We start from the raw sequence: 25,717 nt of genomic DNA, 5'->3' as shown, positions 1-25,717 counted from the left end.
TTCGTGTTTTTAGAGTTAAATAATTTTTAAACTGTGAGAAATCTTTTTCTTACAGTTTTTTCTTTATGATTTTTGAAGTTACTACGTTATTTATTCGGTTAAATTCTTGTAATTTTAGGTTTTTTATGGTAGAATGTGCTCAAGTAATACGAAAGGCGAACTTTAAAATGTCAAAACAATTGATCTATTCGGGAAAAGCTAAAGATATCTATACAACTGAGGATGAAAATCTTATTATTTCAACTTACAAGGACCAGGCGACTGCTTTCAATGGTGTTAAGAAGGAGCAGATTGCAGGTAAGGGAGTGTTGAATAATCAGATTTCATCTTTTATTTTTGAGAAATTAAATGCGGCTGGTGTGGCGACTCACTTTGTGGAGAAACTTTCAGACACGGAACAACTCAATAAAAAGGTTGAAATTATTCCCTTGGAAGTCGTGCTTCGCAACTACACGGCTGGTTCCTTTTCAAAACGTTTTGGCGTAGACGAAGGTATCGCATTTGAGACTCCAATTGTCGAATTTTACTATAAAAATGATGATTTGGATGATCCATTTATCAATGACGAGCATGTAAAATTCCTACAGATTGCGGATGACCAGCAGATTGCCTACTTGAAGGAAGAAACCCGTCGTATCAATGAACTTTTGAAAGTCTGGTTTGCTGAGATTGGCCTCAAGTTGATTGACTTTAAGCTAGAGTTCGGTTTTGACAAGGATGGCAAGATTATCTTAGCAGATGAATTTTCACCAGATAACTGCCGTTTGTGGGATGCGGATGGCAACCACATGGATAAGGATGTTTTCCGTAGGGGATTAGGAGAGCTAACAGACGTTTACGAAGTTGTCTGGGAGAAGCTGCAAGGTTTGAAATAATCTGTTTGCAATGGAAAACCTTCGTCTCTCAACTAAAAGGACTCAGGCTGAAAAGGTCCCCCAGACCTTTTCACTCCGTAGGGGATTGGGAGAACTAACAGACGTTTACGAGATTGTTTGGGAGAAATTGCAGGAATTGAAATAACAACCTCAAGGTCATTTGAGAACATTGCAAGAGCTGAAATAAAGGAATAAGAATTGATGGATAAACGTATTTTTGTTGAAAAAAAGGCTGATTTTCAGGTCAAGTCAGAGAGTTTAGTTAGAGAACTCCAGCATAACTTGGGACTTTCAAGCTTGAAAAGTATTCGCATCGTACAAGTTTATGATGTGTTTGACTTGGCAGAGGACTTGTTTGCACCTGCAGAGAAACACATCTTCTCTGAGCAGGTGACAGACCATGTCTTGGATGAAGCGGCTGTGCAAGCGGATCTTGCTAACTATGCTTTCTTTGCCATCGAAAGCTTGCCGGGTCAGTTTGACCAGCGTGCGGCCTCTTCGCAAGAAGCCTTGCTTTTGCTGGGAAGTTCGAGTGATGTGACAGTCAATACAGCCCAACTTTACTTGGTGAATAAGGATATTGATGCGACTGAGTTGGAAGCGGTCAAGAACTACTTGCTCAACCCAGTTGATTCTCGTTTCAAGGACATCACGACAGGAATTGCCAAGCAGGAATTTTCAGAGTCAGACAAGACCATTCCTAAATTGACTTTCTTTGAAAGCTATACAGCAGAAGACTTTGCCCGCTACAAGGCCGAGCAAGGGATGGCTATGGAAGTGGATGATTTGCTCTTTATCCAAGACTACTTCAAGTCAATCGGGCGCGTGCCGACGGAAACAGAGCTCAAAGTTTTGGACACTTACTGGTCTGACCACTGCCGTCACACGACTTTTGAGACAGAGTTGAAAAACATCGACTTTTCAGCTTCTAAATTCCAAAAACAATTGCAGTCAACCTATGATAAATATATCGCTATGCGCGATGAGTTGGGGCGTTCTGAAAAACCGCAAACCTTGATGGATATGGCCACTATTTTCGGTCGTTATGAGAGAGCTAATGGGCGTTTGGACGACATGGAAGTGTCTGATGAAATAAACGCCTGCTCAGTAGAAATCGAAGTGGACGTTGATGGTGTCAAGGAACCTTGGCTCCTCATGTTTAAAAATGAAACTCACAACCACCCAACTGAGATTGAACCATTTGGTGGGGCTGCTACCTGTATCGGTGGAGCCATTCGTGATCCATTGTCAGGTCGTTCCTACGTTTATCAAGCTATGCGTATCTCGGGTGCTGGTGATATTACAGCACCGATTTCGGAAACGCGTGCTGGGAAATTGCCACAACAGGTTATTTCTAAAACAGCTGCTCATGGTTATTCTTCATACGGTAACCAGATTGGACTTGCAACAACCTACGTTCGTGAATACTTCCACCCAGGCTTTGTAGCTAAACGCATGGAGCTAGGTGCTGTTGTCGGAGCGGCTCCTAAGGGCAATGTTGTCCGTGAAAAACCGGAAGCTGGTGATGTCATTATCCTTCTTGGAGGTAAGACTGGACGTGATGGTGTCGGTGGTGCGACAGGTTCTTCTAAGGTTCAAACGGTTGAGTCCGTGGAAACTGCTGGAGCTGAAGTTCAAAAAGGGAATGCCATCGAAGAACGTAAGATTCAACGTCTTTTCCGTAATGGAGATGTCACTCGTCTCATTAAGAAGTCCAATGACTTTGGTGCTGGTGGTGTCTGTGTGGCTATCGGTGAATTGGCGGACGGTCTTGAAATCGACCTCAACAAGGTGCCTCTTAAATACCAAGGCTTGAATGGTACTGAAATTGCCATCTCTGAATCTCAAGAACGGATGGCGGTCGTGGTTCGTCCAGAAGACGTAGATGCCTTCGTTACAGAATGTAATAAAGAAAATATTGACGCTGTCGTGGTTGCGACAGTAACTGAAAAACCAAATCTAGTCATGCACTGGAATGGAGAGACAATCGTGGACTTGGAGCGTCGTTTCCTTGACACCAATGGTGTGCGTGTGGTCGTCGATGCTAAGGTTGTGGACAAGGATGTCAAGCTTCCAGAAGAACGTCAAACATCTGCTAACACACTTGAAGTTGATACACTTGCGGTTTTATCTGATTTGAATCATGCGAGTCAAAAAGGATTACAGACTATCTTTGATTGCTCTGTTGGACGCTCCACGGTTAATCACCCACTTGGTGGTCGTTACCAACTCACACCAACTGAGGCATCTGTGCAGAAATTACCAGTTCAACACGGTGTGACCCATACTGCGTCAGTCATGGCCCAAGGATTCAATCCATATGTAGCTGAATGGTCTCCATACCACGGTGCTGCCTATGCGGTGATCGAAGCAACTGCTCGATTGGTTGCTGCTGGTGCAAACTGGTCTCAGGCTCGTTTCTCTTACCAAGAGTACTTCGAGCGCATGGACAAACAAGCTGAGCGTTTTGGTCAGCCAGTAGCAGCGCTTCTAGGTTCTATCGAAGCTCAGATTCAGCTCGGTCTACCATCTATTGGTGGTAAGGACTCTATGTCTGGTACATTTGAAGAATTGACTGTGCCACCAACCTTAGTTGCCTTTGGGGTGACGACAGCAGATAGCCGTAAGGTGCTTTCGCCAGAGTTCAAGAATGCTGGTGAAAACATCTACTACATCCCAGGCCAAGCACTCTCAGCAGAGATTGATTTTGACTTGATTAAGTCTAACTTTGCTCAGTTTGAAGCCCTTCAAAAGGCTCACAAAGTAACAGCAGCTTCAGCTGTTAAATACGGTGGTGTTATTGAAAGTTTGGCACTTGCTACTTTTGGAAATCATATCGGTGCAGAGGTGATCTTGCCTGAACTTGAAACAGCTTTGACAGCTCAATTAGGCGGATTTGTCCTAACATCTCCTGAAGAAATCGCTGGAGTAGAGAAGATTGGACAAACAAGTGCCAACTTTACACTCCTTGTCAACGGTGTGAAGCTAGATGGACACAAACTTGACAGTGCTTTCCAAGGGAAATTGGAAGAAGTTTACCCAACAGAATTTGCACAAGCTAAAGAACTAGCAGAAGTTCCAGCTGTCGCTACTAACACAGTCATCCAAGCTAAAGAAAAAGTTGAAAAACCGGTAGTCTATATCCCAGTCTTCCCAGGAACTAACTCAGAATATGACTCAGCCAAGGCCTTCGAAAAAGAAGGTGCAGAGGTTAACTTGGTGCCATTTGTGACCTTGAATGAAGAAGCCATTGTCAATTCAGTTGAAACTATGGTTGACAACATCGGCAAGGCTAACATTCTCTTCTTTGCAGGTGGTTTCTCAGCTGCGGACGAGCCAGATGGTTCAGCTAAGTTTATTGTCAATATCCTGCTCAATGAAAAAGTGCGTGCAGCTATTGATAGCTTTATCGCCCGTGGTGGCTTGATTATTGGTATCTGTAATGGATTCCAGGCCTTGGTCAAATCAGGTCTTCTTCCATACGGGAACTTCGAAGATGCCAGCAGTACTAGTCCAACCCTCTTCTACAATGATGCCAACCAGCACGTGGCCAAGATGGTGGAAACTCGGATTGCCAATACCAACTCGCCATGGTTGGCTGGAGTAGAAGTGGGCGATATCCACGCTATTCCTGTTTCGCACGGTGAAGGGAAGTTTGTCGTGACGGCTGAGGAATTTGCGGAGCTCCGTGACAATGGTCAAATCTTTAGCCAATACGTTGACTTTGACGGCAAACCAAGTATGGACTCTAAGTACAATCCGAATGGTTCTGTCCATGCCATCGAAGGAATTACCAGCAAGAATGGTCAAATCATCGGTAAGATGGGCCACTCAGAACGTTATGAGGAAGGTCTTTTCCAAAATATCCCAGGAAATAAAGACCAGCACCTGTTCGCGTCAGCGGTTAAATACTTTACTGGAAAATAAGACTTACAGATTTTCTAATAGATAGTATCAGTAATGTAAAAGTCATGTAGATTTAGCTCTTGGTGCTACACAAATAAAAATTAGGTATATAAAATGACATACGAAGTAAAATCTCTTAATGAAGAATGTGGTGTTTTCGGTATCTGGGGACATCCAGATGCTGCTAAATTGACCTATTTTGGTCTCCATAGTCTTCAGCACCGTGGTCAGGAGGGGGCAGGAATCCTCTCCAATGACCAAGGGAAACTAAAGCGGCATCGCGATATGGGTCTTCTATCAGAAGTCTTCAGAAATCCTGCTAACTTGGATAAATTGACAGGAACTGGTGCGATTGGGCATGTGCGTTATGCGACTGCTGGCGAAGCTTCTGTAGATAACATCCAGCCCTTCCTCTTCCGTTTTCATGATATGCAGTTTGGCTTGGCTCATAATGGAAATCTGACCAATGCTGCCTCTCTCAAGAAAGAATTGGAACAAAGAGGAGCGATTTTCAGTGCGACTTCGGACTCGGAAATCTTGGCCCACCTCATTCGTCGCAGTCACAATCCGAACTTGATGGGAAAAATCAAGGAAGCGCTCAGCCTTGTCAAAGGTGGTTTTGCCTATATCTTGCTGTTTGAGGACAAGTTGATTGCGGCTCTTGACCCCAATGGTTTCCGTCCGCTTTCTATCGGGAAAATGGCTAACGGAGCGGTGGTTGTTTCCTCTGAAACCTGTGCTTTTGAGGTTATTGGTGCTGAATGGATTCGTGATTTGAAGCCAGGTGAGATTGTGATCATTGATGACAAGGGCATCCAGTATGATAGCTATACAGATGATACTCAGTTAGCAATCTGTTCTATGGAGTATATCTATTTTGCTCGCCCTGATTCTAACATTCATGGTGTCAATGTCCATACGGCACGTAAACGTATGGGTGCCCAATTGGCGCGTGAATTCAAGCATGAGGCGGATATCGTGGTCGGTGTGCCCAATTCTTCCCTTAGCGCGGCTATGGGATTTGCTGAAGAGTCTGGGCTACCAAATGAAATGGGCCTCATCAAGAACCAATACACCCAACGTACCTTTATCCAACCGACTCAAGAATTGCGGGAGCAAGGGGTTCGGATGAAACTCTCTGCTGTTTCAGGCGTTGTAAAAGGCAAGCGTGTGGTTATGATTGATGACTCTATTGTACGTGGAACAACCTCTCGTCGGATCGTTCAGCTCTTGAAAGAAGCGGGTGCGACTGAAGTTCACGTTGCCATTGGCAGTCCAGCGCTAGCTTATCCATGCTTCTATGGAATTGATATCCAGACCCGTCAGGAGCTAATTGCAGCCAATCATACGGTTGAAGAAACTCGCCAAATCATTGGTGCGGACAGTCTGACCTATCTTTCTGTTGAGGGATTGATTGATTCGATTGGAATTGAAACAGATGCGCCAAATGGCGGTCTCTGTATCGCTTACTTTGACGGTGACTACCCAACGCCTCTCTACGACTATGAAGAAGACTATCGTAGAAGTTTGGAAGAAAAGACCAGTTTTTACAAATAGACGGATAAAGATTCTCCATTAAAGGAAAGGAAGAGGAGACAAAATGACAAATAGGAATGCTTATGCTCCACGTCTCACTACTGACTAAAAGCTAAAGCATTTGTCAGTAGACGCTTTCTCCTATGGGACCAAAGCTAGAGACCTGACTAGTATTTTTAGATAAAATAATTGTTTATCTAAAAATACGTCGCAGTCTTTCCCAAAAAAAGAAAAGGAAAAATAAAATGGCAAATAAAAATGCGTACGCTCAATCTGGTGTGGATGTTGAAGCGGGTTATGAAGTTGTTGAAAGGATTAAAAAGCACGTGGCTCGTACGGAGCGTGCAGGTGTCATGGGAGCTCTTGGTGGCTTTGGTGGTATGTTTGACCTTTCAAAGACTGGGGTTAAAGAACCTGTCTTGATTTCAGGAACTGATGGTGTCGGAACCAAGCTCATGCTGGCTATCAAGTACGACAAGCACGATACCATCGGTCAGGACTGTGTGGCCATGTGTGTCAATGATATCATCGCTGCGGGTGCGGAACCCCTCTATTTTCTCGACTACGTAGCGACAGGGAAGAATGAACCAGCTAAGCTAGAACAAGTGGTTGCTGGTGTGGCAGAAGGTTGTGTGCAGGCAGGCGCTGCCCTCATCGGTGGGGAAACAGCTGAAATGCCTGGTATGTACGGCGAAGATGACTATGATTTGGCTGGTTTTGCGGTCGGTGTGGCTGAAAAATCTCAAATCATTGACGGTTCAAAGGTGGCAGAGGGAGATATTCTTCTAGGGCTGGCTTCAAGTGGGATTCATTCCAATGGTTACTCTCTCGTCCGTCGTGTCTTTGCGGATTACACAGGTGAGGAAATCTTGCCAGAATTAGAAGGCAAGCAACTCAAGGAAGTTCTTCTTGAGCCAACTCGTATCTATGTCAAGGCTGTTTTACCACTTATCAAGGAAGGCTTGGTCAACGGCATTGCCCACATCACTGGTGGTGGCTTTATTGAGAATGTCCCTCGTATGTTTGCAGCTGACTTGGCTGCTGAGATTGAGGAAGACAAGGTTCCAGTTTTACCAATTTTCAAAGCCCTTGAAAAATACGGTCAGATCAAACACGAAGAAATGTTTGAAATCTTCAATATGGGTATGGGACTTATGCTAGCAGTTAGCCCTGAAAATGTAAGTCGTGTCAAGGAATTGTTGGATGAACCAGTCTATGAAATTGGTCGTATCGTCAAGAAAGAAAACGAAAGTGTCATCATCAAATGAAAAAAATAGCGGTTTTTGCCTCTGGTAATGGCTCAAATTTTCAGGTGATAGCGGAACAATTTCCAGTAGAGTTTGTCTTTTCAGACCATCGTGACGCCTATGTGCTCGAACGTGCAGACAAGCTCGGCGTTCTGTCCTATGCTTTTGAACTCAAGGAGTTTGAGAGCAAGGCAGACTACGAAGAGGCCCTTGTCGAACTCTTGGAAGAGCACCAGATTGACTGGGTTTGCCTAGCAGGCTACATGAAAATTGTTGGGCCTACTTTACTGGCAGCTTATGAAGGCAGGATTATCAACATTCATCCAGCCTACCTGCCAGAGTTTCCAGGAGCTCATGGGATTGAGGATGCTTGGAATGCTGGCGTTGCTGAGAGCGGCGTGACCATTCATTGGGTGGATTCAGGTGTGGATACAGGAAAGGTCATCAAACAAGTACGTGTACCGCGACTAGCTGATGATTCCATTGAAAGCTTTGAAACTCGCATTCATGAGGCAGAGTACAAGTTGTATCCAGAGGTTATTAGAGAATTGTTGGACAAGTAAATGAAAAAATGGTTGGAAACACTTGCCTTGATTACCTTGGTAATCATTCTACGTTTACTGGTAAATTTTTTCTTCCCAGAGATTCCCTATTGGGGGAGATTTTTACTGACAGTAATTTTGGGAGTCTTGGTAATCGTCTCCCTATATTTTATGAATCGAAAAATGCGTAGGTAGAGAGTTTGAAAATGAAAGGAAAAAAGATGACTAAACGCGCCTTAATCAGCGTCTCAGATAAAGCGGGCATTGTTGAATTTGCCCAAGAACTTAAAAAACTTGGTTGGGAGATTATCTCGACGGGTGGGACCAAGGTTGCCCTTGACAATGCTGGGGTGGACACCATTGCTATTGATGATGTGACTGGTTTTCCAGAGATGATGGACGGTCGTGTCAAGACTCTACACCCAAATATCCATGGTGGACTTTTGGCTCGTCGTGACTTGGATAGTCACTTGGAAGCAGCTAAGGACAATCAGATTGAGCTCATCGACCTTGTTGTTGTCAACCTTTACCCATTTAAGGAAACCATTCTCAAGCTAGACGTAACTTACGCTGATGCGGTGGAGAATATCGATATCGGTGGACCATCTATGCTTCGTTCAGCGGCTAAAAATCATGCTAGCGTAACAGTTGTGGTAGATCCAGCTGACTATGCTGTGGTTTTGGACGAATTGGCAGCAAACGGCGAAACCTCTTATGAAACTCGCCAACGTTTGGCAGCCAAAGTATTTCGTCACACAGCAGCTTATGATGCTTTGATAGCAGAGTATTTTACAGCTCAGGTCGGCGAAAGCAAGCCTGAAAAACTGACCTTGACTTATGACCTTAAACAAGCAATGCGTTACGGGGAAAATCCTCAGCAGGATGCGGACTTCTACCAAAAAGCCTTGCCGACAGATTACTCTATTGCATCAGCGAAACAGCTTAACGGGAAGGAATTATCTTTTAACAATATCCGCGATGCGGATGCGGCCATTCGTATTATCCGTGACTTCAAAGACCGTCCAACCGTTGTGGCTCTCAAACACATGAACCCGTGCGGTATTGGTCAGGCTGATGACATCGAGACTGCTTGGGACTACGCTTATGAGTCTGACCCAGTGTCTATCTTTGGTGGGATCGTCGTTCTCAACCGTGAGGTGGATGCTGCGACAGCTGAGAAGATGCATGGTGTCTTCCTCGAAATCATCATCGCACCAAGCTATACGGATGAGGCGCTAGCTATTTTGACCAATAAAAAGAAAAACTTGCGTATCCTTGCCTTGCCATTTGATGCTCAAGAGGCTAGCGAAGTGGAAGCAGAATACACAGGTGTAGTAGGTGGACTTCTGGTGCAAAATCAAGACGTGGTAAAGGAAAGCCCAGCTGACTGGCAAGTGGTGACAAAACGCCAGCCAACTGAGACAGAAGCGACTGCTCTTGAGTTCGCTTGGAAGGCTATCAAGTACGTCAAATCAAACGGTATTATCGTGACCAATGACCACATGACACTTGGCGTTGGCCCAGGTCAAACTAATCGTGTGGCCTCTGTTCGCATCGCTATTGACCAAGCTAAAGACCGTCTTGACGGCGCTGTGCTTGCTTCGGATGCCTTCTTCCCATTTGCGGATAATGTGGAAGAAATCGCCAAAGCAGGTATTAAGGCTATCATCCAGCCAGGTGGATCGGTCCGTGACCAAGAGTCTATCGAAGCTGCGGATAAATATGGCTTGACTATGGTCTTCACAGGAGTGAGACATTTTAGACATTAAGAACGTTAAAGGGAAGAAAACAGTTTCTTTCCTTTTTTGCGTAAAAATGCGGAGTGAAACAAGATTAAAACGAACGTTTGTGATATAATATTAGTAAATAATTCGCAAAAGAGGTTGAGGAATGAAGCTGTTAGTTGTCGGTTCGGGTGGTCGTGAACATGCGATTGCTAAGAAGTTGCTTGAGTCAAAAGAGGTAGAAAAGGTTTTTGTTGCTCCTGGGAATGATGGGATGACTCTTGATGGTTTGGAGTTGGTAAATATCTCTATTTCCGAACATTCTAAATTGGTTGAGTTTGCAAAAGCCAACGATGTTGCTTGGTCCTTTATCGGGCCAGATGACGCCCTTGCGGCTGGTATCGTGGATGATTTCCATGCAGCGGGTCTCAAAGCCTTTGGTCCGACAAGATTGGCAGCTGAGCTGGAGTGGTCCAAGGATTTTGCCAAGGAAATCATGGTCAAATACGGCGTTCCGACAGCAGCCTATAGCACATTCTCAGATTTCGAGGAAGCCAAGGTCTATATCGAAAAGCATGGGGCACCTATCGTGGTCAAGGCGGATGGTTTGGCACTTGGGAAAGGTGTCGTTGTTGCTGAGACAGTCGAGCAAGCGGTCGAAGCAGCTCACGAGATGCTTTTGGACAATAAATTTGGTGACTCAGGTGCGCGTGTGGTTATCGAGGAATTTCTCGAAGGAGAGGAATTTTCACTATTTGCTTTTGTCAATGGTGATAAGTTCTACATCATGCCAACAGCTCAGGACCACAAACGTGCCTACGATGGCGATAAGGGGCCTAACACGGGCGGTATGGGTGCCTATGCGCCAGTTCCACACTTACCACAGAGTGTAGTTGATACAGCGGTTGACACCATTGTCAAGCCAGTCCTAGAAGGTATGATTAAAGAAGGTCGCCCTTATCTGGGTATCCTTTATGCGGGTCTTATCTTGACAGCTGATGGATCCAAAGTCATAGAGTTTAACGCTCGCTTTGGAGATCCTGAAACTCAGATTATCTTGCCTCGTTTGACATCTGACTTTGCACAAAATATTACGGATATCCTTGATGGCAAGGAGCCAAACATCACCTGGACGGACAAGGGTGTGACTCTGGGTGTGGTTGTCGCATCCAACGGTTATCCGCTAGACTATGAAAAAGGTGTCAAGTTACCAGCCAAGACAGAATGTGATATTATCACCTATTATGCAGGGGCTAAGTTTGCGGAAAATAGCAGAGCACTGCTATCAAACGGTGGACGTGTCTATATGCTCGTTACCACAGCAGACACCGTCAAAGAAGCTCAAAACACTATCTACAGCGAACTTAACAAACAAAACACAGAAGGGCTCTTCTACCGAACCGATATCGGAAGTAAGGCTATAAAAGATTAACAGTTACTAAATTTGTCATGGCGAGCGAAAGCGAGCCAAAGTAAGATAATGGTCGCCGTGGTGAAAAGACCAGAACAGTATTTGTTCTGGTCTAGGGAAACTTTGAGACCCTAGGCTCAAAGTTTAGGAATGAAACCGAAGGTTTGCTTCCGTCCCCACCACCTAAGACCATTATCAAAAAAGAAGAAAAAAGGAAAAATTATGACTAAACCAATTATTTCCATCATCATGGGCTCAAAATCCGACTGGGCAACCATGCAAAAAACAGCAGAAGTTCTAGATCGCTTCGGTGTAGTCTACGAAAAGAAGGTTGTTTCTGCCCACCGCACACCAGACCTTATGTTCAGACATGCTGAAGAAGCACGTAGCCGTGGCATCAAGGTCATCATCGCAGGTGCTGGAGGCGCAGCCCATTTGCCAGGAATGGTAGCTGCCAAAACAACTCTTCCAGTCATCGGCGTGCCAGTCAAATCTCGTGCCCTTAGTGGCGTGGACTCACTCTACTCTATCGTACAGATGCCGGGTGGTGTACCAGTCGCAACCATGGCTATCGGGGACGCGGGTGCGACCAATGCGGCTCTCTTCGCCCTCCGTCTCCTGTCAGTAGAGGATCAGGCTATCGCGACAGCATTGGCAGATTTCGCAGAAGAACAGGGAAAAATCGCAGAGGAGTCGTCAAATGAGCTCATCTAAAACAATCGGAATTATCGGTGGCGGCCAGCTGGGTCAAATGGTGGCCATTTCTGCTATCTACATGGGTCACAAGGTTATCGCGCTGGATCCTGCGGCTGATTGCCCAGCCTCTCGCGTAGCGGAAATCATTGTTGCGCCTTATAATGACGTGGATGCTCTGCGTCAGTTGGCTGAGCGTTGCGATGTCCTTACCTATGAGTTTGAAAATGTCGATGCTGACGGTTTGGATGCGGTTATCAAAGAAGGTCAGCTTCCTCAAGGGACAGACCTGCTCCGCATTTCCCAAAATCGCATTTTTGAAAAGGACTTTCTCTCCAACAAGGCTCAAGTCACTGTGGCACCTTACAATGTTGTGACCTCAAGCCAAGATTTGGCAGATATTGACCTGTCTAAAAACTATGTCCTCAAGACTGCGACTGGTGGCTATGATGGGCATGGACAAAAGGTTATTCGCTCAGAAGCAGATTTGGCAGAAGCCTATGCGCTAGCTGACTCAGCAGATTGCGTTTTGGAAGAATTTGTCAACTTTGACCTTGAAATTTCTGTCATCGTGTCAGGAAATGGCAAGGACGTAACGGTTTTCCCAGTTCAGGAAAATATCCACCGCAACAATATCTTGTCTAAGACCATCGTGCCTGCTCGCATTTCAGAAAGTCTAGCAGACAAGGCTAAAGCTATGGCAGTGCGAATTGCAGAACAGCTCAAGCTATCTGGAACGCTCTGCGTGGAAATGTTTGCGACTGCTGATGACATCATTGTCAATGAAATTGCTCCTCGACCACACAACTCTGGACACTACTCGATCGAAGCTTGTGACTTCTCCCAGTTTGATACCCATATTTTAGGTGTTCTGGGAGCACCATTACCATCTATCAAACTCCATGCGCCTGCTGTCATGCTCAATGTTCTCGGCCAGCACGTCGAGACCGCTGAAAAATATGTGACAGAAAATCCAAGCGTCCACCTCCACATGTATGGTAAAATAGAAGCGAAGCACAACCGCAAGATGGGACATGTGACTTTGTTTAGTGATGAGCCGGATGAGGTGGTTGAGTTTGGGGAGGGGATTGATTTTTAAAAAGTGAAATTAACCGTCTTTTTTAGAAGATAGCTTAATATATATTATTTTATTCATATAGAGGAGTTTTTAAATGGGAACATTAAATGATTTTAAGTTGGTAAATAAAATTTCAAGAAAATATTTTGGTAAACTAAAAAAGGAACCAGTTGGTGAAATTACAGATGAGGAGAAATCAAGACTTGGCTTTTACTTATTCATTCTTTCTTGTATTACAGATGTAACAGACGTTGAAGATGTAGAAAAGATGGTTATTGATACCGATTTTCATCGTAAATTATATGGTGTCACAAATAATGATTTAGGTATTGATGCTGTTTATATAGACGAAGAGAACTATGACATTAAGCTTTTTAATTTTAAGTATCGTGAGAGGTTTAATCCTGACAAGTCTCAAGCTTTAAATACAGTTAGTGATAGTACTAAGTTTTTAAATGCAGTTTATGCTCAGAATACTGAAGGTTTAGATGAACTAACTAGAATTACAGTTCAGTCAATAATTGATAAATATAATTCTAATGATATTTGGAACACGCAGTTATATTTAGTATCTAATGAAAATCATAAGTTAAATTTAAATGTTAATGAAGTTAAATCATTCATTGATAGTAATGATGTTGAGATAGTAACAATTAGTTTGGACGAAATTATAGAATTTGTTTCAGAAAAACCAGAAGATAGAAAAGCAACATTTATCGTTGATTCTGATTCTGTAATGACTTTTAAAGATGATCCCATGTCATCCTCACAATCATACTTGGTTAAATTACCTTTAATTACTTTGATTAGGCTGACTTGTAAAGATGATGAGTTGAAAGAACAATATTCGATTGAAGATTATTCTAAATTATCAGAAGTGGAGCTAGATATTGGATTGTTATATGATAATGTTCGAGGCTATTTGGGAAGTACAAAGTTTAATAAAAATATTTTGAAATCTATTGATAGCGCTCCTAATCGATTTTTTATGTTTAATAATGGTATTACCATGACTGCGAATAAGATTACTGCTCAAAAGATTAATGCAAATCAAAAGTTAAAGTGCTCTTTAGATGGTTTTCAAATTGTGAATGGAGGACAGACTCTAAGAACGATTTATAAATATAAAGATGCTGATTTTGATGAAGAAAAATTATCTAATGCAGAAATTCTAGTTAGAATTTTCCAAACTGAAAATGATAAGACATTAACAAATAATATAGCCGAATACACTAATAGTCAAAATGCTATTTCTCCTGTAGATTTAAAATCAATAAGCAATATACAAATTAAGATTGAAGAATATCTGAAACAATATGGAATTATGTATATTAGAAAAGTTGATAGAAGTATAGAGATTTCTGAGGAGTCTATTACAATGGAGGTTATGGCCCAGCTTATATATTCTAAAATGGGTTATCCTGAAGTTGTTACAAATCAAAAGGGAGCGCTTTTTAATAGATTTTATGATGACATATTTAATGAACAATTAGATTTTGATGAGTTGATAACATTGTATAGAACATACAGGGAGATAGAGCAATACTATAGTCTTATACATAAAGAATCAACAAAGCAAATGAGATTTTATATTGTTTGGTTAATGCTTGCTAAAGGAATGGAACTTAAACTAGCTGTCAGCAAGTTAAATGAAGCATTAGAAACGTATAGAACCGATGAGAATATATCTAATGCTAGGAAAATTATTCAAAGACCTTTTAAAGAGCACTTAGAAAAATTGATTTAAAAATTAGATTGAAGATTATGAAAAAGCAACTAGAATTGCAAAAACTCATATCTATCATGCTAGGATATCTTGGAATTACGCTATTTATACATCCTAGCTACTTAGTTAAATTAGTAGCGGTATGTATTTTTGTTGGCTTACTATTTTTTTGGAAAAAGAAAATGGTCAACTGGGTGCAATTAAAATGGGGTTTGTTAAAGGAAATTCGGAGAAGAAAGTATTTTTTTATTACTGAAAAAGGATATAAAACGGATTTAAAGAAAAGGCGGGAATTAGGTGCTGCAGTTTATTATTTAACAAATATAGGTTTTATGGTAATTCTTGTAGTTATTTCTGTGTTAAATTCACTTAATCTAGTGGCATTTAAAGGATTAATTGCTATAGTAGCAATCGGAGCAATGATTATAGCATTGGCTGGCATAATTATTGCAGCTAAAAATTATTTAACAGGATTATATTATTATCTTATTCCTTTAGCAATGCTTTTATTTACTTTAGATTATGTAAAGTCATTTTCAGATATAAAATCTATTGTAGTTTACATAATTTTGGTTTTCATAGCATATAGTGTTTTTGCAATATTATTACCATTGCATTCTTTAAGAAAAATAACAAACATGACATGGCTATTTGGAGTGTTGACTACTTTACTTGTTCCGCTTCTTCTTGAATATTTTTTTCAATATTATATAATAAATGAAATTAATGGACAAATTTCAAATGAATCAATTACACTTGAAACGCTAATGAAGTTAAATTTATCTACAGAGGTTATCTCATTTTTTAAAGAGAATCCTGATGCTATTGAATTAATAAAAAGATTTAGGGAGATGTATATTTCTTTTGAAATTCATTCCTTAACTTCTGAACTTTCAGTTATAAGATTTCTTTTACTTACAGCTTATTCTCTTGGAACGATTATAATTACTTCAAAAATCAAATTAGGGAAATCAAAGGCTAAAGACTTATATAATAATATTAAATCATCTCCGGAAGTCCAATATTCAGAGCTAAGAGACTGTATTTTTTACGGTGGTGAAGAATACGAAAATAGGATAATGGATAATGAAATTTTGAGGTCTAAAATTATCAGTGAAGAAGAAAAATGCGATAAAAATCAAGATAGTAAATGGTGGGAGATATGGAGTGCTAAATTTATTGAAACTTTTAGTTTGATATTTAAAAAAATGATTTAATATAGGAGAAACAACATGATCAACCGTTACTCTCGCCCTGAGATGGCGAACATTTGGAGTGAAGAAAATAAATACCGTGCTTGGCTTGAGGTGGAAATCTTGGCTGATGAAGCATGGGCTGAGTTGGGGGAAATCCCTAAGGAAGATGTGGCTTTGATTCGCGAGAAGGCAGACTTTGACATCGACCGCATTTTGGAAATCGAGCAGGAGACTCGCCACGATGTGGTGGCCTTCACACGTGCGGTTTCTGAGACTCTTGGTGAAGAGCGCAAGTGGGTCCACTATGGTTTGACTTCTACCGACGTGGTGGACACGGCCTACGGGTATCTTTACAAGCAGGCAAACGATATCATCCGTCGTGACCTTGAAAACTTCACCAACATCATCGCTGATAAGGCTAAGGAGCATAAGTTCACCATCATGATGGGGCGTACCCACGGCGTGCACGCTGAGCCTACAACCTTTGGTCTTAAATTGGCAACTTGGTACAGCGAAATGAAGCGCAATATCGAGCGTTTCGAGCATGCGGCTGCTGGAGTGGAAGCTGGTAAGATTTCTGGTGCGGTTGGGAACTTTGCTAACATTCCACCATTTGTAGAACAATACGTCTGCGACAAGCTTGGTATCCGTGCTCAAGAAATCTCAACACAGGTTCTTCCTCGTGACCTTCACGCTGAGTACTTTGCAGTTCTTGCCAGCATCGCGACTTCTATTGAGCGCATGGCGACTGAGATTCGCGGTTTGCAAAAGTCTGAACAACGCGAAGTAGAAGAATTCTTTGCTAAAGGGCAAAAAGGGTCTTCAGCAATGCCTCACAAGCGCAATCCTATCAGTTCTGAGAACATGACAGGTCTTGCGCGTGTCATCCGTGGTCACATGATTACAGCCTATGAGAACGTGGCTCTCTGGCACGAACGCGACATTTCCCACTCATCAGCTGAGCGCATCATCACACCAGATACGACCATCTTGATTGACTACATGCTCAACCGTTTTGGAAATATCGTCAAAAACTTGACAGTCTTCCCAGAAAACATGATCCGCAACATGAACTCGACATTTGGTTTGATTTTCAGCCAACGCGCTATGTTGACCTTGATTGAAAAAGGCATGACCCGTGAGCAAGCCTATGACTTGGTGCAACCAAAAACAGCCTACTCTTGGGACAACCAAGTAGACTTTAAACCGCTTCTTGAAGCAGATTCAGAAGTGACATCACGTCTCACACAAGAAGAAATCGACGAAATCTTTAATCCTCTTTACTACACCAAACGAGTGGATGATATCTTTGAACGTCTAGGACTGGGTGATTAATTAAAAAATAAACAGCGAGGCTCAATCTCGCTGTTTATTATTTATCGAAAAGACTTAGTCTTCTTTTCTTTTAGTGAGTCCATAGACTGCTAGTGTGGCCATGAGTCCTGCGACTACTAGTCCTGCAGAATCGTGACTTCCTGTTTCAGGAAGTTTTTTCTCTGTTGCCACAGGAGCTGGACCTTGAGGAAGAGCTTTATTTTCCTCAGCAGGAGCAGTTGCTGGAGCTGGTTGGCTTGGGATTTCTAGTTTTGGTTTTTCTTCAGCAATAGCGGCTTGTCCGTTTTCATCGCCTACATGTGTTACCATAGTTCCGACTTCGACTATTTGTGTAACAGCTTCCTGCGCTACGACACTATTTACAAGAGTTTTCACTTCTTTACCATCGGCAGAAGTGCTCACAGAGTAGAAGTTTGTACGGCGACCGTTGACACCTTTAGTAATGACTTGTGTTTTTCCTTTGAGCAAGAGTGGATTTTCACGAGTCACTGTGGTAAATGGAATTTCTTCTTCTTGGATATCTAGTCTAGGTTTTGTTTCTGCAACTGGAGCAAGATCATGTTCATCACCTACATGTGTTACCATAGTTCCGACCTCAACAATTTGAGTAACTGCTTCTTTGGTTACAAGACTATCTACAAGTGTTTTCACTTCCTTGCCATCAACAGTGCTCACAGAGTAGAAGTTGCTACGATGTCCATTGACGCCCTTAGTAATGACTTGTGTTTTTCCTTTGAGTAAGAGTGGATTTTCACGAGTTACTGTGGTAAATGGAATTTCTTCTTCTTGGATATCCAGTCTAGGTTTTACCTCAGTAGTTGGTGCAAGACCACTTTCATCACCCTTGTGAGTTACAGGAGCGCCGACTTCAACCACTTGGTTTACAACTTCTTTGGTTACCTGGCTATCAAGGACTGTTTCTGTTGTTTTTCCATTTTCAGTGAGTACAGAGATGTAATGAGTTCGTTCACCTTTGACTCCTGCTGTAATAATATTTTCCTGACCAGCTGGGAGGTTAGGATTTTCTTTCTTGATAACTTCAAATGGAATTTCTTCAGTTCTTGTGATGAGTTCTGGACTGGTTTCAACATTGGCAGCCACTTCATTTTCATCCAGGCTTCCTGAATGAGTTGCAGCTGGTTTGAGTCCTTGAAGAGCAGCCTTTAGGTTGGCTACAAGTGTGTCAAGCTCAGCTTGTTTATTACGGTTGAGGTTGTAATTTAGAGCTGTTTTAGCTGCGTCAAGGGCCTCAAGACTTTCTTTACTATATCCTTCTAAGTTTGTAGGAGTTTTAGCTAATTCTTCGCGGAGAGCATTATAATTAGCACGGAAGTAGTCTTTGTTGTGGTCTGCAAAGGCAGTCATGAGTTCAAAGATTTCTTCTTCCTTGTACTCTGCGCTTGGTTTGTCTGCCCAGATAGCAAGCATACTGCCGACTGTTGGAAGGTCTACTTCGGGATACTTAGTAGAAGCAAGTTGATTGAATGGAACTTTACCAGAATTTTCAACAGCTTTTGATAGTGGATAAGCTTCGTCTGGTTTATGATTGCCTAGAACATAATACCAGTCTCCATTGGTGTTGAGGAGTTTGTATCCTTTACTTGCCAGGTACTGAGGAGTTGCAAGGTTGTAACCCCACCATCCTTTAGACCAGTAAGAGATGATGACATCCTTATCAAACTGAACATCGTCCTTGTCTTCATAGTAGAAGCCATCGTTGAAGGCCATTGGTTGAAGACCTCTTTCTTTGGCCATGGCAGCAAGGGTGTTAGAGTACTCAGCAAACTTGCCATAGAGATTGTAGTATTTTAGATAATACCAGCCTTGCGCGTTGGTGGCATCATTGGCATATTCGTCTGTACCATAGTTAAAGATCTTAGTCTTGCCTGCAAAGAAGTCCATGTACTTGCCAATAAGTGCTTTGACAAAGTTCATGGCCTCTTCGTTTTCAAGGTCCATGGTTGTTTTGGAGACCTTGTCAAAGTTGGCTTGAGGATTTTTAATACCCAATTTTTCCATGGCAACCAGCATAGCATCCATGTGACCTGGACTGTTAATAGCTGGGATGAGACCGATGCCCTTAGATTTAGCGTATTCAATTAGTTCTGTCACTTCTGCCTGTGTAAGTGCAGTCCCGTTTGGATCATCGTAGTAAGCTTTTGTTCCTTGGATGATGGCATTTTTGACATCATCACTTGCATAGGTTTTTCCGTTGGCAGTGATGGTCATATCATCGAGTAGGAAGCGAAGTCCGTCATTTCCTAGAAGGAGATGGACATCAGAATATCCCAGCTCACTGGCCTTATCTACGATGCGTTTGAGTTGGTCAAGAGTAAAGTATTTGCGTCCAGCATCGATGGAGATTACCTTGTTTTTAGCAAGTTTTTCAACCTCACGTTTAGCATCTTCTTCTTTTTGAGCTTCTGGTGTGAAGGTCAAATTGCTAACTGCTTCTTGAAGTTTTGCAATTGCTTGGTCAATTGTGTCTTGTTGGGCACGGCTGAGGTTGCTATCAAGTGAACGGATGGCTTTTGCTGCTTCGTTAACCGCTGCGACGCTTTCTGCAGTATAACGGTTAAGGTCTTTTGGTACCTCGTTAAGTGCTTTTTCTGCAGACTCATAATCAGCTACGAAGTATTCAGCGTTAGAATTTGCGAATTGACGCATGAGTTTGAAGAGGCGTGATGGTGAATAACGTGCAGATGGAGTGTCAGCCCAAGCAGCTACCATACCACCGATGATTGGGATATCAGCTCCTTCTGTTTTTGGTACAGAAGTGATTGGTGTGTTTTTAATACCATTGAGCCCCTGATCGAGATTGTACCAACCTTGGCCATCTGCATTTCGCCCAAGAACATAGTACCAAGCATCGTTAGTATTTAGGATTTGGTGACCTTTTTCTACTAGAAGTTTAGAAGAAGCAACGTCGTAACCTCCCCAACCACCAGTCCACATTGAAACGATGATATCTTTGTCAAAAGTTCCGAAGCTAGTATCACTATTGTAGTAAATACCATCATTGAAGGCCATTGGTTTGAGACCGTGAGATTTTACAATACGAGCTAGGTCATTGGCGTAGGCAATAAATTTTTCATAGCCTTTTACAGGATAGCCTTCGTTTGGATAGTATTTATCAGCTTGAAGAACGCTCCAACCTTTAGCGTTTGTTGCGTCATTGGCATATTCATCCAGTCCGATGTTGAAGATTTCAGTCTTTTTCGCGAAATAAGCAGCATACTTGTCAATAAGGGCTTTTGTAAAAGCGACCGCTTGTTCGTTGTCAAGATCGACAGTACGGGCTGATTCCTTCCCAAAATAGTTAAAGTTAGGGTTTTGGATTCCCAATTCTTTCATGGCATTGAGAATCGCATCCATGTGACCAGGACTATTTACTGTCGGAATGAGACCGATGCCTTTATCTTTGGCATAGTTAATCAGATCTGTCATTTGACTTTCTGTTAAGTGATTGCCGTTTGGATCGTTGTAATAATCATTTGTACCTTTTTCAATGGCACGCTTGACATCATCACTGGCATAGGTCTTGCCGTTAGCTGTGATGCTCATATCGTCCAACATGAAGCGGAGTCCATCATTTCCGACTAATAGGTGTAAATCAGTGTAGCCATAATGTTTCGCTTTGTCAATGATTTCCTTGAGTTGTTCTGGTGAGAAATATTTACGTCCAGCATCAATAGAAACAATTTTCTTTTTCGCTAGTTTTTCATTTACAGTTGCAGCACGTTCCTTTCCTGCCTCTGTTGCCGGTTTGTCAGCCTCTGCTTTCGCTTCATCTTTTTCAGCTGGTTTATCCTTGTCAGTCTTGTCTGTATTTGACTCTTTAGAATCAGCCTCTTTCTTAGGGCTAGTTTCTTCTGCCTTTTTATTAGCAGTTTCTTTTTCAGCAGAAGTTGGCGTTACCACTTCTGCTTTATCACTAGGAGTTGAACTAACTTCCTCTTGTGGTTTTTCTTCTGTTTTTGGAAGACTAGCTACCTTATCAGCAGCTGGAGTTTCTGTTTCTACAGTTTTTGGAGCTTCTGGTTGAAGCTCTGCTTTAGGTGTTTCCTCAGTCCGATTTTCGGATGATTGAGGGGAATCAGAAACCGTATGGATGGTCGGTTGGTTTTCTGTAGTAGGAGTAACTCCATCGGCTGTAACAGTCTGTGCTTGGAAGGCGAATCCAATTAGAACAGAAGCTGCTCCTACAGCGTATTTACGAATAGAAAAACGCTGTTGTTTTTCATGTTTCATTGCAAAACCTCCTGATTGCATTGTTATATTGATAGCGTTTACATAAATCAACACCTTTATTTTATTTCTTATATTAACGAGAGTCAAGAGGAGATGACGAAAAACTATAATAAGTATAAAAAAATATAAAATTTAAACTTAAGATTTCAGATTGGTCGGAAAGATACATATATATATCTAGTATAATTTTTTGGTTCTATTTCTATAAAATACTCCACAAATTATAGAATCTTCCAAAAATAGGTAAGCGCTACCTTTTTGGTGTGGTATAATAAACATAGAAAAAGCCCAAGCGCTTAGGCTCAGGCTTTCTTCTTAGTGATCACGGTCACATGAAATGAATTTGATTTTGTAGTAATCCGCTCGTTTATATGTTTCGCTATATGCGAGAACTTGACCAGTAGACTCTAGTTTAGTAGTCTTGGTTTGTAAAACGGTTGGGAATTGTTCATCGACTCCGAGGATTGAAGCCGCATGTTCTGGAGTTGGAAATGCTATTTCATTGATTTCTTCAAAATGTTCATCATTCATGTGAATGTGGTAATCCAATTTGAAACGGTTATAGATAGAGCTATAATATTCAAGATTTGGATAATTTGCGTTGATGTATTGTTCTGGGATGTAAGATGTATGGTAGATGTACACAACACCACCTGTTTCGCGAACGCGTTCAATCTTGTAGTAGAACTGATCTCCGCGTAGTCCAATTTTTTCTAAGTAGCTTAGTTTATTTCCACGCTCAATAGAAAGGACGGTAACTTTATCATCTTTAGTTTCAAAAACTTCTACATCTGAAAACTCTACGAGTTTGTGTTTGCGTGCGCGTGAAACGAATGTACCCTTTCCTTGTTGACGGACAATATAGCCATCCTTGGCAAGGTCGTTTAAAGCGCGAACAACTGTGATAGAACTAACATCATACATTGCAATCAATTCAGCTTCAGTGTAGAATTTATCTCCACTGGCAAATTGACCAGAAATGATTTTGTTCTTTAACTCATCTTTAATATATTGATACTTTGGAATTGCCATATTTTCACCTCGATTTTCCTTCTCCGTTAAAGATTTTACCATAAAACTGGAAAGAATAGTAGCCTTTTGAATAAAAAAATTAGAATAATAGGCTATAAGGTTAATTTACATAGGAATAAATAGAAAAACCTACATTTTTATACATGGTGCTAAAATGTTGTTATGACTATAGATTACAAGATTTTTATAAGTTTTTTGTGTAAAATTTAGTGAAAAATGAAAAAAATTGTGAAAACCTATTGACAAATGTAAGATATTGAGATATATTTACTATATCAACAAATGAAAGCGTAAACTTTATTGTCAGAAGGTAAGAATATGACACGATTTGAGATACGGGATGATTTTTATCTCGATGGAAAATCATTTAAGATTTTATCTGGCGCCATTCATTATTTTAGGGTTCCTCCAGAAGATTGGTATCATTCGCTCTATAACTTGAAGGCTCTTGGTTTTAATACAGTAGAGACTTATGTGGCCTGGAATTTACACGAGCCTCGTGAGGGTGAGTTTCACTTTGAAGGAGCTCTGGATTTGGAGCGATTTCTTCAGACAGCACAAGATTTGGGTCTCTACGCTATCGTTCGTCCGTCACCCTTCATCTGTGCGGAGTGGGAATTCGGTGGCTTACCAGCCTGGCTCTTAACAAAGAATATGAGACTTCGTTCCTCAGATCCTGCTTATATTGAAGCTATCGGTCGCTACTATGACCAGCTCTTGTCACGATTGGTGCCACATTTGTTGGACAAGGGTGGCAATATCATCATGATGCAGGTTGAAAATGAGTATGGTTCTTATGGAGAAGATAAGGCTTATCTGAGAGCAATTCGACAGTTGATGGAAGAGCGTTGCGTAACCTGTCCTCTCTTTACATCAGATGGTCCATGGAGAGCTACTCTGAAAGCTGGAACCTTAATCGAAGATGACCTCTTTGTGACAGGGAACTTTGGTTCTAAGGCACCTTATAACTTTTCACAGATGCAGGAATTCTTTGATGAGCATGGTAAGAAATGGCCACTCATGTGTATGGAGTTCTGGGACGGCTGGTTCAATCGTTGGAAAGAACCGATTATCACACGGGATCCCAAAGAATTGGCAGATGCAGTTCGAGAGGTTTTGGAACAAGGTTCCATCAATCTTTACATGTTCCATGGTGGTACAAACTTTGGCTTCATGAATGGTTGCTCGGCTCGAGGAACCTTGGATTTGCCACAAGTTACATCTTATGATTACGATGCCCTTCTGGATGAAGAAGGAAATCCAACTGCCAAATATCTGGCAGTCAAGAAGATGATGGCAACACATTTTCCAGAGTATCCGCAGTTGGAACCACTCTACAAAGAGAGTATGGAGTTGGATGCTATTCCACTAGTTGAAAAAGTTTCCTTGTTTGAAACTTTGGATAGCTTGTCAAGTCCAGTAGAAAGCCTCTATCCTAAAAAGATGGAGGAGTTGGGACAAAGCTATGGCTATCTACTCTATCGAACAGAAACAAACTGGGATGCAGAAGAAGAAAGACTTCGTATCATTGACGGTCGAGATAGAGCTCAGCTTTATGTCGATGGTCAGTGGGTCGAAACCCAATATCAGACAGAAATTGGGGAAGATATTTTTTATCAAGGTAAAAAGAAAGCGCTATCTAGGTTAGATATCTTGGTAGAAAATATGGGACGTGTCAACTATGGACACAAGTTCTTAGCGGATACGCAACGTAAGGGAATTCGGACAGGGGTTTGTAAGGATTTGCACTTCTTACTAAACTGGAAACACTATCCACTCCCACTAGACAATCCTGAGAAAATTGATTTTTCAAAAGGATGGACAGAAGGACAACCAGCCTTTTATGCTTATGATTTTACAATCGAAGCGCCAAAAGATACTTACCTAGACTTGTCTGAGTTTGGTAAGGGAGTTGCCTTTGTCAATGGGCAGAATCTAGGACGTTTTTGGAACGTCGGCCCGACCCTCTCGCTTTATATCCCTCATAGCTACCTCAAGGAAGGTGCAAACCGCATTATTATCTTTGAGACAGAGGGTGAATATAAAGAAGAGATTCATTTAACTCGAAAACCTACACTAAAACATATAAAGGGGGAAAACTTATGACAATTGTAGGATGCCGTATCGATGGACGTTTGATCCACGGACAAGTAGCCAATCTATGGGCTGGAAAACTAAATGTTTCACGTATCATGGTTGTAGATGACGAAGTTGTCAACAACGACGTTGAAAAGAGTGGTTTGAAACTTGCAACACCACCAGGTGTGAAGTTGAGTATTTTGCCAATTGAGAAAGCGGCAGCCAATATTCTTGCTGGAAAATACGATAGCCAACGTCTCTTTATCGTGGCTCGTAAACCAGACCGCTTCCTTGGTTTGGTAGAAGCAGGTGTACCAATTGAAACCCTTAATGTTGGGAATATGTCTCAAACACCAGAAACTCGCGCCATCACACGTTCTATCAACGTAGTGGACAAGGATGTGGAAGACTTCCACAAATTGGCAGAAAAAGGTGTTAAACTTACTGCTCAAATGGTTCCAAATGATCCAATTTCAGACTTTTTGAGCTTATTAAAATAGGAAAAAATTTTTAGGAGGTCATTGTTATGATACAATGGTGGCAAATTTTACTTCTCACTTTGTACTCAGCTTATCAAATCTGTGATGAGTTGACGATCGTTTCTTCTGCAGGTTCCCCTGTATTCGCTGGTTTCATTACTGGTTTAGTCATGGGAGATTTGACAACTGGTTTGTTTATCGGTGGTAGCTTGCAGTTGTTCGTACTTGGGGTAGGTACCTTCGGTGGTGCTTCTCGTATTGACGCAACTTCTGGTGCGGTTCTTGCGACTGCTTTCTCAGTTTCACAAGGAATCGAAACAGACCTTGCGATCACTACAATCGCTGTACCAGTAGCAGCACTTTTGACTTACTTCGACGTACTTGGTCGTATGACTACAACATTCTTCGCTCACCGTATTGACGCTGCGATTGAACGCTTTGACTACAAAGGAATCGAACGTAACTATCTTCTTGGTGCGCTTCCTTGGGCTCTATCTCGTGCCCTTCCAGTATTCTTCGCCCTTGCTTTCGGTGGAGAATTCGTACAAGGTGTTGTAAACCTTGTTAAAGAATACCAATGGGTTGCAGACGGTTTGACTCTTGCAGG

Annotated in this window: 18 protein-coding genes; 16 read left to right on the top strand and 2 right to left on the bottom strand. The window is 41.9% G+C overall.

Translation table 11 applies throughout. The annotated features are described in order from the left end of the window. Nucleotides 1-167: 167 nt before the first annotated feature. From purC to purB, 13 genes are all read left to right on the top strand, one after another. Nucleotides 168-875, top strand: a complete 708-nt coding sequence (gene purC / locus PAN07_RS14650) for a phosphoribosylaminoimidazolesuccinocarboxamide synthase (protein ID WP_000043283.1) — start codon at nt 168-170, stop codon at nt 873-875. Nucleotides 876-885: 10 nt separating this feature from the next. Continuing rightward, nucleotides 886-1,020: a hypothetical protein gene (locus PAN07_RS17475; protein ID WP_049544729.1), complete on the top strand. Its 135-nt coding sequence runs from the start codon at nt 886-888 to the stop codon at nt 1,018-1,020. Nucleotides 1,021-1,076: 56 nt separating this feature from the next. Beyond that, the gene (locus tag PAN07_RS14640) at nt 1,077-4,802 is read left to right on the top strand and encodes a phosphoribosylformylglycinamidine synthase (RefSeq protein ID WP_269798192.1); all 3,726 of its coding nucleotides are present in this window, start codon (nt 1,077-1,079) and stop codon (nt 4,800-4,802) included. A gap of 93 nt (nt 4,803-4,895) precedes the next feature. Next, nucleotides 4,896-6,338: an amidophosphoribosyltransferase gene (purF, locus tag PAN07_RS14635; protein ID WP_269798191.1), complete on the top strand. Its 1,443-nt coding sequence runs from the start codon at nt 4,896-4,898 to the stop codon at nt 6,336-6,338. Between the two features lie 224 nt (nt 6,339-6,562). Then, entirely contained in the window at nt 6,563-7,585 is a 1,023-nt protein-coding gene (gene purM / locus PAN07_RS14630; protein WP_269798190.1) for a phosphoribosylformylglycinamidine cyclo-ligase, read from the top strand. After that, nucleotides 7,582-8,127, top strand: coding sequence for a phosphoribosylglycinamide formyltransferase (gene purN / locus PAN07_RS14625; RefSeq protein ID WP_269798189.1), 546 nt, complete (start codon nt 7,582-7,584; stop codon nt 8,125-8,127). The genes purM and purN overlap by 4 nt, the downstream gene beginning before the upstream one ends. Before the next feature lie 200 nt (nt 8,128-8,327). Beyond that, the gene (purH, locus tag PAN07_RS14620) at nt 8,328-9,875 is read left to right on the top strand and encodes a bifunctional phosphoribosylaminoimidazolecarboxamide formyltransferase/IMP cyclohydrolase (protein WP_269798188.1); all 1,548 of its coding nucleotides are present in this window, start codon (nt 8,328-8,330) and stop codon (nt 9,873-9,875) included. A 121-nt stretch (nt 9,876-9,996) separates the two neighbouring features. Beyond that, nucleotides 9,997-11,262 carry a phosphoribosylamine--glycine ligase gene (purD, locus tag PAN07_RS14615; RefSeq protein WP_084862108.1) on the top strand — a complete coding sequence of 422 codons (1,266 nt, stop codon included), beginning with the start codon at nt 9,997-9,999 and terminating at the stop codon, nt 11,260-11,262. 201 nt (nt 11,263-11,463) lie between these two features. After that, the gene (gene purE, locus PAN07_RS14610) at nt 11,464-11,955 is read left to right on the top strand and encodes a 5-(carboxyamino)imidazole ribonucleotide mutase (RefSeq protein WP_084862110.1); all 492 of its coding nucleotides are present in this window, start codon (nt 11,464-11,466) and stop codon (nt 11,953-11,955) included. Then, nucleotides 11,942-13,033 (top strand): 5-(carboxyamino)imidazole ribonucleotide synthase, encoded by a 1,092-nt coding sequence (gene purK, locus PAN07_RS14605; RefSeq protein WP_084862112.1) that lies wholly within the window; start codon nt 11,942-11,944, stop codon nt 13,031-13,033. Before purE ends, purK begins: the two co-directional genes overlap by 14 nt. A 73-nt stretch (nt 13,034-13,106) precedes the next feature. Further along, entirely contained in the window at nt 13,107-14,759 is a 1,653-nt protein-coding gene (locus PAN07_RS14600; RefSeq protein ID WP_084862114.1) for an AIPR family protein, read from the top strand. Between the two features lie 17 nt (nt 14,760-14,776). Then, on the top strand, nt 14,777-15,955 hold the full coding sequence (locus tag PAN07_RS14595; protein ID WP_192856277.1) for a hypothetical protein: 1,179 nt from the start codon (nt 14,777-14,779) through the stop codon (nt 15,953-15,955). A 15-nt stretch (nt 15,956-15,970) separates the two neighbouring features. Further along, on the top strand, nt 15,971-17,269 hold the full coding sequence (purB, locus tag PAN07_RS14590; protein WP_084862116.1) for an adenylosuccinate lyase: 1,299 nt from the start codon (nt 15,971-15,973) through the stop codon (nt 17,267-17,269). 54 nt (nt 17,270-17,323) lie between these two features. On the opposite strand, the gene strH is transcribed toward purB, so the two are convergent. Further along, nucleotides 17,324-21,520 (bottom strand): LPXTG-anchored beta-N-acetylhexosaminidase StrH, encoded by a 4,197-nt coding sequence (gene strH, locus PAN07_RS14585; RefSeq protein ID WP_269798187.1) that lies wholly within the window; start codon nt 21,518-21,520, stop codon nt 17,324-17,326. Nucleotides 21,521-21,835: 315 nt separating this feature from the next. Beyond that, nucleotides 21,836-22,552, bottom strand: a complete 717-nt coding sequence (locus tag PAN07_RS14580) for a GntR family transcriptional regulator (RefSeq protein WP_269798186.1) — start codon at nt 22,550-22,552, stop codon at nt 21,836-21,838. A gap of 318 nt (nt 22,553-22,870) precedes the next feature. Here PAN07_RS14580 and PAN07_RS14575 point away from each other — a divergent pair, with 318 nt between their 5' ends. The 3 genes from PAN07_RS14575 to PAN07_RS14565 form a co-directional block, all read left to right on the top strand. Further along, entirely contained in the window at nt 22,871-24,658 is a 1,788-nt protein-coding gene (locus PAN07_RS14575; protein WP_020903314.1) for a beta-galactosidase, read from the top strand. Beyond that, on the top strand, nt 24,655-25,131 hold the full coding sequence (locus PAN07_RS14570; protein WP_020903315.1) for a PTS system mannose/fructose/N-acetylgalactosamine-transporter subunit IIB: 477 nt from the start codon (nt 24,655-24,657) through the stop codon (nt 25,129-25,131). Before PAN07_RS14575 ends, PAN07_RS14570 begins: the two co-directional genes overlap by 4 nt. Nucleotides 25,132-25,157: 26 nt before the next feature. Next, a partial coding sequence (locus PAN07_RS14565; RefSeq protein WP_269798185.1) for a PTS sugar transporter subunit IIC occupies nt 25,158-25,717 on the top strand: 560 nt, incomplete at its 3' end.

The organism is Streptococcus sp. SM5 (genome assembly GCF_027497975.1).
The sequence above is the reverse complement of the archived record's forward strand: the minus strand, read 5'-3'. Positions and strand labels throughout refer to the sequence as shown.

Excerpts from the sequence above, each read along its gene's own strand:
- PAN07_RS14595 (WP_192856277.1), top strand. The coding sequence starts at position 14,777 with ATGAAAAAGCAACTAGAATTGCAAAAACTCATATCTATCATGCTAGGA.
- purN (WP_269798189.1), top strand. The coding sequence starts at position 7,582 with ATGAAAAAAATAGCGGTTTTTGCCTCTGGTAATGGCTCAAATTTTCAG.
- purM (WP_269798190.1), top strand. The coding sequence starts at position 6,563 with ATGGCAAATAAAAATGCGTACGCTCAATCTGGTGTGGATGTTGAAGCG.
- PAN07_RS17475 (WP_049544729.1), top strand. The coding sequence starts at position 886 with ATGGAAAACCTTCGTCTCTCAACTAAAAGGACTCAGGCTGAAAAGGTC.
- PAN07_RS14600 (WP_084862114.1), top strand. The coding sequence starts at position 13,107 with ATGGGAACATTAAATGATTTTAAGTTGGTAAATAAAATTTCAAGAAAA.
- purE (WP_084862110.1), top strand. The coding sequence starts at position 11,464 with ATGACTAAACCAATTATTTCCATCATCATGGGCTCAAAATCCGACTGG.
- PAN07_RS14640 (WP_269798192.1), top strand. The coding sequence starts at position 1,077 with ATGGATAAACGTATTTTTGTTGAAAAAAAGGCTGATTTTCAGGTCAAG.
- PAN07_RS14580 (WP_269798186.1), bottom strand. The coding sequence starts at position 22,552 with ATGGCAATTCCAAAGTATCAATATATTAAAGATGAGTTAAAGAACAAA.
- purF (WP_269798191.1), top strand. The coding sequence starts at position 4,896 with ATGACATACGAAGTAAAATCTCTTAATGAAGAATGTGGTGTTTTCGGT.
- purC (WP_000043283.1), top strand. The coding sequence starts at position 168 with ATGTCAAAACAATTGATCTATTCGGGAAAAGCTAAAGATATCTATACA.
- purB (WP_084862116.1), top strand. The coding sequence starts at position 15,971 with ATGATCAACCGTTACTCTCGCCCTGAGATGGCGAACATTTGGAGTGAA.
- purD (WP_084862108.1), top strand. The coding sequence starts at position 9,997 with ATGAAGCTGTTAGTTGTCGGTTCGGGTGGTCGTGAACATGCGATTGCT.
- PAN07_RS14570 (WP_020903315.1), top strand. The coding sequence starts at position 24,655 with ATGACAATTGTAGGATGCCGTATCGATGGACGTTTGATCCACGGACAA.
- purK (WP_084862112.1), top strand. The coding sequence starts at position 11,942 with ATGAGCTCATCTAAAACAATCGGAATTATCGGTGGCGGCCAGCTGGGT.
- purH (WP_269798188.1), top strand. The coding sequence starts at position 8,328 with ATGACTAAACGCGCCTTAATCAGCGTCTCAGATAAAGCGGGCATTGTT.
- strH (WP_269798187.1), bottom strand. The coding sequence starts at position 21,520 with ATGAAACATGAAAAACAACAGCGTTTTTCTATTCGTAAATACGCTGTA.
- PAN07_RS14575 (WP_020903314.1), top strand. The coding sequence starts at position 22,871 with ATGACACGATTTGAGATACGGGATGATTTTTATCTCGATGGAAAATCA.